Origin of the sequence: Fretibacterium fastidiosum, from assembly GCF_000210715.1 — a bacterium.
Classification (GTDB): Bacteria; Synergistota; Synergistia; order Synergistales; family Aminobacteriaceae; genus Fretibacterium; species Fretibacterium fastidiosum.
Genome location: NC_021038.1, coordinates 2658842 through 2663851, shown reverse-complemented (window position 1 = coordinate 2663851; position 5010 = coordinate 2658842). Strand labels below are relative to the sequence as shown.

Below are 5010 nucleotides of genomic sequence, written 5' to 3'. Positions count from 1 at the left end.
TATGAAAAAGCATTAGGCGCTCCGTTTCTCGGCTCAGGATTGTTTCTACCTGCACAAGCCCGACCTTCCGGAGCCACTTCCACAGGGGTGCTGAACGAGGACTTCAAACGGGCGATCCGCTCCATTTACGGCGCGTTCGTGGAAGAGGACCCGCCGGACTGAGGCATCCAAACGGAAAACGGTCTATAATAACTTTACGGGACCTGTGCCCATGGCGTCCCGAAAGCGCCTTCGGCACAGACGCCAAGACGCCGGAACAGAACGGAGAGGATTATTTTTGGACGCTGTTTTCGACAAGGACAAGTACAGGATCGGAAACTTCTCCATCGGCGGAGAGCTTGCCGTCGCGGCGGGCCCCTGCTCCCTGGAGAGCCTTGAACTCGGCCTCGAGGTGGCCCAGACCATGAAGCGCCTGTGCCGCGAGCGGGGCCTTCCCTACGTCTTCAAGGCGTCCTTCGACAAGGCCAACCGCACCTCCATCCACGCATGGCGGGGGCCGGGTCTGGAGAAGGGACTCGAACAGCTCGAGACGATCAAGGAGACTGCGGCCGTGCCCATCCTTACGGATATCCACGAGAGCCATCAGGCCGAGCCCGTCGGGCAGGTGGCGGACGTCATTCAAATCCCCGCCTTCCTGTGCCGCCAGACGGACCTGCTGGTGGCCGCTGCGAGGACCGGAAAGATCATCAACCTCAAAAAGGCCCAGTTTCTGGCCCCGGAAGACATGGAGTACGCCGCGGCGAAGTGCCGCGAGGCGGGGAACGATCGCGTCATCCTGTGCGAGCGCGGCACCGTGATGGGCTACCACCACCTCGTCGTCGACATGACGGCCCTCGTGACCATGCGGAACCTGGGGTATCCCGTCATGTTCGACGCCACGCACAGCGTGCAGCGGCCCGGCGGCATGGGCGGCATGAGCGGCGGGGACAGTGCGCTGGCCCTGCCCCTGGCGCGGGCGGCGGCGGCCGTCGGAATCGACGTCCTGTTCGCCGAGACGCATCCCGATCCCAAAAAGGCTCGAAGCGACGGGCCCAACATGATCCCCCTGAACGAGATGGGCGCTTTCCTGGATCAGGTGCTGGCCATCCACAGGGCGCGACGGGCGCTGCCCGATGGGCTGAGGCAGGGCGAGGACGCCCCGGGACGTGGAAGGGAAGGGGGCGAGGCGAGATGACGTCGGCACTTCCGTGCGAGAGACCCGGAGAGCGGCGTTCGGACCAGGAGCTCCTGGAGGCGGGACGCCGGCTCATGAGGACCGAGGCCGCTGAGATCCTGCGGGCAGCGGACCGGGTCGGGCCGGAGTTGACGCGCGCGGCCCACGCCGTCCACGAGTGCAGCGGTCGGGTCGTCGTCGTTGGGCTCGGCAAGTCCGGACACGTGGGGCGCAAGATATCGGCCACGCTGGCGTCGCTTGGGACGCCGTCCTTCTTCCTGCACGCCGCCGAGGCCTCCCACGGGGATCTGGGCATGGTGCGGCGGGAAGACGTGGGGCTCTTCATCAGCAACAGCGGGACCTCCATGGAGATCGTGGCGCTGCTCCCCCACTTCCGCCGGCTGGGGGCGATGATGATCGCCATCACGGGGGGGCTTGAATCCCCCCTGGCGCAGCATGCGGACATCGTCCTCAATTCGCGCGTCGAGAAGGAGGGCGATCCGCTGCAGCTGGCCCCCATGAGCAGCACCACGCTGCAACTGGCCCTGGGCGACGCGCTGGCGGCGATGGTGACGCTGCTGCGGGGACTGAAGCGCGAGGACTTCGCCCTGTTTCATCCGGGCGGGGCCCTAGGGCGACGGCTCCTGACGCGCGTCCGCGACGTGATGGGCGGCCCCGGCCAGCTGCCCGCGGTGCCGTGCGGCGTCTCCGTACAGGACGCGCTGTTCTCCATCACCAGCAAGGGGTACGGCGCCACCTGCGTCGTGGACGAGGACGGGAGGCTGTGCGGCATCTTCACGGACGGCGACCTGCGCCGCCTGATCGGGCGGCGGGGAACGGACGCCTTTCTCGTGAGGATCGAGGACGCGATGACGAAGAACCCCAAGGGCATCAGCCCGGACGCGCTGGCAGCGGAGGCCATGCGCGTCATGGAGCGGGAGGAGATCAGCGTGCTCGTGGCCCTGGAGGACGGACGCCCCGTGGGGATGCTGCACGTCCACGACCTCCTGAAGTCCGGCATCGCGTGAGGCCCATCCCATGAACGTCAAAAAAATCCTGGGGGTCATCCCGGCCCGGTACGCCTCCTCCCGCCTGCCGGGCAAGCCCCTGGCCGACATCTGCGGCAAACCCATGATCCAGCACGTCTATGAGCGCACCATGGCGGCCCGACGCCTTACGTCCGTCGCCGTAGCGACGGACGACGAGCGCATCGCGTCCGCCGTGAGGGCCTTCGGCGGGTGCGCCGTCATGACCTCGCCGGATCACCCCAACGGAACGAGCCGTGCGGAGGAGGCCCTCCGCATCCTGGCCCCGGACGCGGACGCCGTCGTCAACGTCCAGGGGGACGAGCCTCTGCTGGACCCGGCCACGATCGACGAGGTCGCAGCGCTCCTGGACGAGCCGGGCGTCTCCTTCGCCACGCTGTGCCGCCCCATGGCGGACGCCGACCGGGACAACCCCAACGCGGTGAAGGTCGTCATGGACCAAAACGGGGATGCGCTCTACTTCAGCCGCTCCCTCATCCCCTACCCGCGGAACAAGCCGCGCCTCCCCGTCTACTGCCACATCGGCCTCTACGCCTACACCGCGGATTTCCTTCGGCACTACGCCGTGCTCCCCATGACGCCGCTGGCGGAGGCAGAATCCCTGGAGCAGCTCAAAGCCCTGGAGCACGGACACCGGCTCCGCGTCAAGGTCACGGCCTCCAGCGCCGAGGGCGTCGGAGTGGACACGCAGGAGGACCTTGAGCGGGTGAGGACGATCCTGAGGGAGAGGTCCGGGGCATGAGGGGCGGCGCGACGAGGACGGAGGGGCCGATCCACGCCGCCCTAGCGCTGTACGACCCCAGGGGGACGTACAGCCAACACGCGGGCGTCGTGATGGCCTCCATCTTCGAGAACACGGAGAGCCCCGTCGTCGTACACGTGCTGCACGACAGCACGCTGACGGAGGAGGCCCGCGGAAAGTTCCTTCGCACGGCCGCGAAGTACGCGCAGGAGGTCCGCCTCATCGACGTCACCCCCTATCGAGACCAGCTGGACGCTCGGACGGTGGCCCTCGTTCAAGACGCCTGTTCCGTTGGGACGCTCTACCGCCTTCTCATCCCCGACCTGCTTCCCGTCGGCCGGGTCGTCTACCTGGACTGCGACACCCTGGTGAACCTGGACCTGCGGGAGCTCTGGGAGGTAAGCCTGGACGGGAACTGCCTTGCCGGTGCATTAGACCACCCTGGAAGAGGGCTTCGCCGCCTCTCCGCCGAGGCCCTTCGCGTGCGTCTGAACGGCGGAGACCCTGCCTCCTACGTCAACGCCGGCGTCCTGCTGATGGACCTGGACCGTATCCGAGAGCGGGGCAGCCTGTTTCAGGCCTCCATGGACTGGCTCGCCCACAGAGGACACACCGCCCGACTGGCCGACCAGGACATCCTCAACTCCCTGTTCAGAGGCTCCATCAAACTGCTCGACGACAGGTTCAACAACCGTCGTCTGGAGGAGGACCCCTCCAACTCCATCCTCCACATGATCAACGAGTCGAAGCCATGGCTGGGGCTGACGGGCCTTCTCTCCGAAAGGCTCTACTGGAGGGCGTACCTGCGCAGCGCCTGGGGCGAGAACACGACCCGCGACGAGCTGATCGACCTTCTGAGCCGCACCGCCTCCCACACGCCCTCCCTGCACCGCCACACGGCCCAATGCTGGCGGCGGATCGGTCTCAGGCTCCGGCGCGACATCCTCTGTGGCGAGCCGGTCCTCGCGGTTGGCCTCCTCGTTCGGGAGTTCCTTCATCGCCTCGCCGCAGGACTTCGCGGCGGGGCCCGTTAGGCATGGACGCCGGGCTGCCGCCCGTTGCGTTCCTGCTGCGCGACGCGGGAACGGGAGGGGCGGAACGGTCGTCCCTGCGGTTGGCGAACGCCCTGTCTCGCCGCGGGCTCTCCGTCTCCGTGCTGTTCCTGCACGCGCGCGGCCCCATGCTCGCGAGCCTCGTCCCCGAGGTCCGGGTCGTTGACCTCCACGGGTCCTTCCTGCGCCTCCTGAGCGAGGTTCGGCGCGGCGGGTTCGGCTTCCTGCTCCCCGTCTACACCGCCATGCGCGCCCTGCTGACGAAGGTCATCTTGCGAGGCCCCCTCCAGGTCATCCTGTCCCAGCGCAGCATGTTCACGATGGAGCGCGGCCCCCTCCAGACGCGCCTCCGCACCCTGCGCTACCGCCTGCTGGCGCCCCGCGCCGCCGCCTGCGTCTGCATCTCCCGCGGCGTAGCGGACGAGATGCGGTCCCTTGGTTTCCTCCCGCCCGAAAAAATCCACGTCATCTACAACGCCGTCGTCACGCCGGAGCTTCTCGCACAAATTCGTGCCGCGGCGAAGGCGTCCGCGCCACATCCATGGCTTGAGGCCGGACAGCCGCCCGTAGTCCTCGGTGCCGGACGCCTCGGGGACCAGAAGGACTTCTCGACGCTCCTGCGGGCCTTTGCCCGCCTTGCCCGGCGGAGGCCGGAGGTCCGGCTCATCGTCCTTGGAGAGGGGAAGGAACGCCCCCTGCTGGAACGCCGGATCGCGGAGATGGGGCTCTCGGACCGCACTGCGCTTCCGGGCTACGACCCCAACCCCTACGCCTGGATAGCGCGGGCCTCCGTCTTCGCCATCAGCTCCCGCTGGGAGGGGTTCGGCAACGTCGCTGCGGAGGCGCTGGCCTGCGGCTGCAGCGTCGTCTCGACGGACTGCCCCAGCGGCCCCGGCGAAATCCTGGCTCACGGGAAGTACGGCTGGCTCGTGCCTGTCGGGGACGACGAGGCCATGGCCGATGCACTGAACGACGCCCTGGTCCAGCAGGTTCGCGTGGGTGATGGGCACGGCCTTG

The 5010-nt window shown here is 67.9% G+C and carries 5 protein-coding genes; all 5 read left to right on the top strand.

What is annotated here, in order from left to right:
* Window positions 1-277 precede the first annotated feature (277 nt).
* The gene (kdsA, locus tag SY1_RS11965; RefSeq protein WP_243440689.1) at window positions 278-1174 is read left to right on the top strand and encodes a 3-deoxy-8-phosphooctulonate synthase; all 897 of its coding nucleotides are present in this window, start codon (window positions 278-280) and stop codon (window positions 1172-1174) included.
* Entirely contained in the window at window positions 1171-2181 is a 1011-nt protein-coding gene (locus SY1_RS11960; protein WP_015557175.1) for a KpsF/GutQ family sugar-phosphate isomerase, read from the top strand. Before kdsA ends, SY1_RS11960 begins: the two co-directional genes overlap by 4 nt.
* A 10-nt stretch (window positions 2182-2191) precedes the next feature.
* Window positions 2192-2941: a 3-deoxy-manno-octulosonate cytidylyltransferase gene (gene kdsB, locus SY1_RS11955; RefSeq protein WP_015557174.1), complete on the top strand. Its 750-nt coding sequence runs from the start codon at window positions 2192-2194 to the stop codon at window positions 2939-2941.
* On the top strand, window positions 2938-3975 hold the full coding sequence (locus SY1_RS11950; RefSeq protein ID WP_015557173.1) for a glycosyltransferase family 8 protein: 1038 nt from the start codon (window positions 2938-2940) through the stop codon (window positions 3973-3975). Before kdsB ends, SY1_RS11950 begins: the two co-directional genes overlap by 4 nt.
* A 2-nt stretch (window positions 3976-3977) precedes the next feature.
* A partial coding sequence (locus SY1_RS11945; protein ID WP_208873887.1) for a glycosyltransferase occupies window positions 3978-5010 on the top strand: 1033 nt, incomplete at its 3' end.

Excerpts from the sequence above, each read along its gene's own strand:
- SY1_RS11950 (WP_015557173.1), top strand. The coding sequence starts at position 2,938 with ATGAGGGGCGGCGCGACGAGGACGGAGGGGCCGATCCACGCCGCCCTA.
- kdsB (WP_015557174.1), top strand. The coding sequence starts at position 2,192 with ATGAACGTCAAAAAAATCCTGGGGGTCATCCCGGCCCGGTACGCCTCC.
- SY1_RS11960 (WP_015557175.1), top strand. The coding sequence starts at position 1,171 with ATGACGTCGGCACTTCCGTGCGAGAGACCCGGAGAGCGGCGTTCGGAC.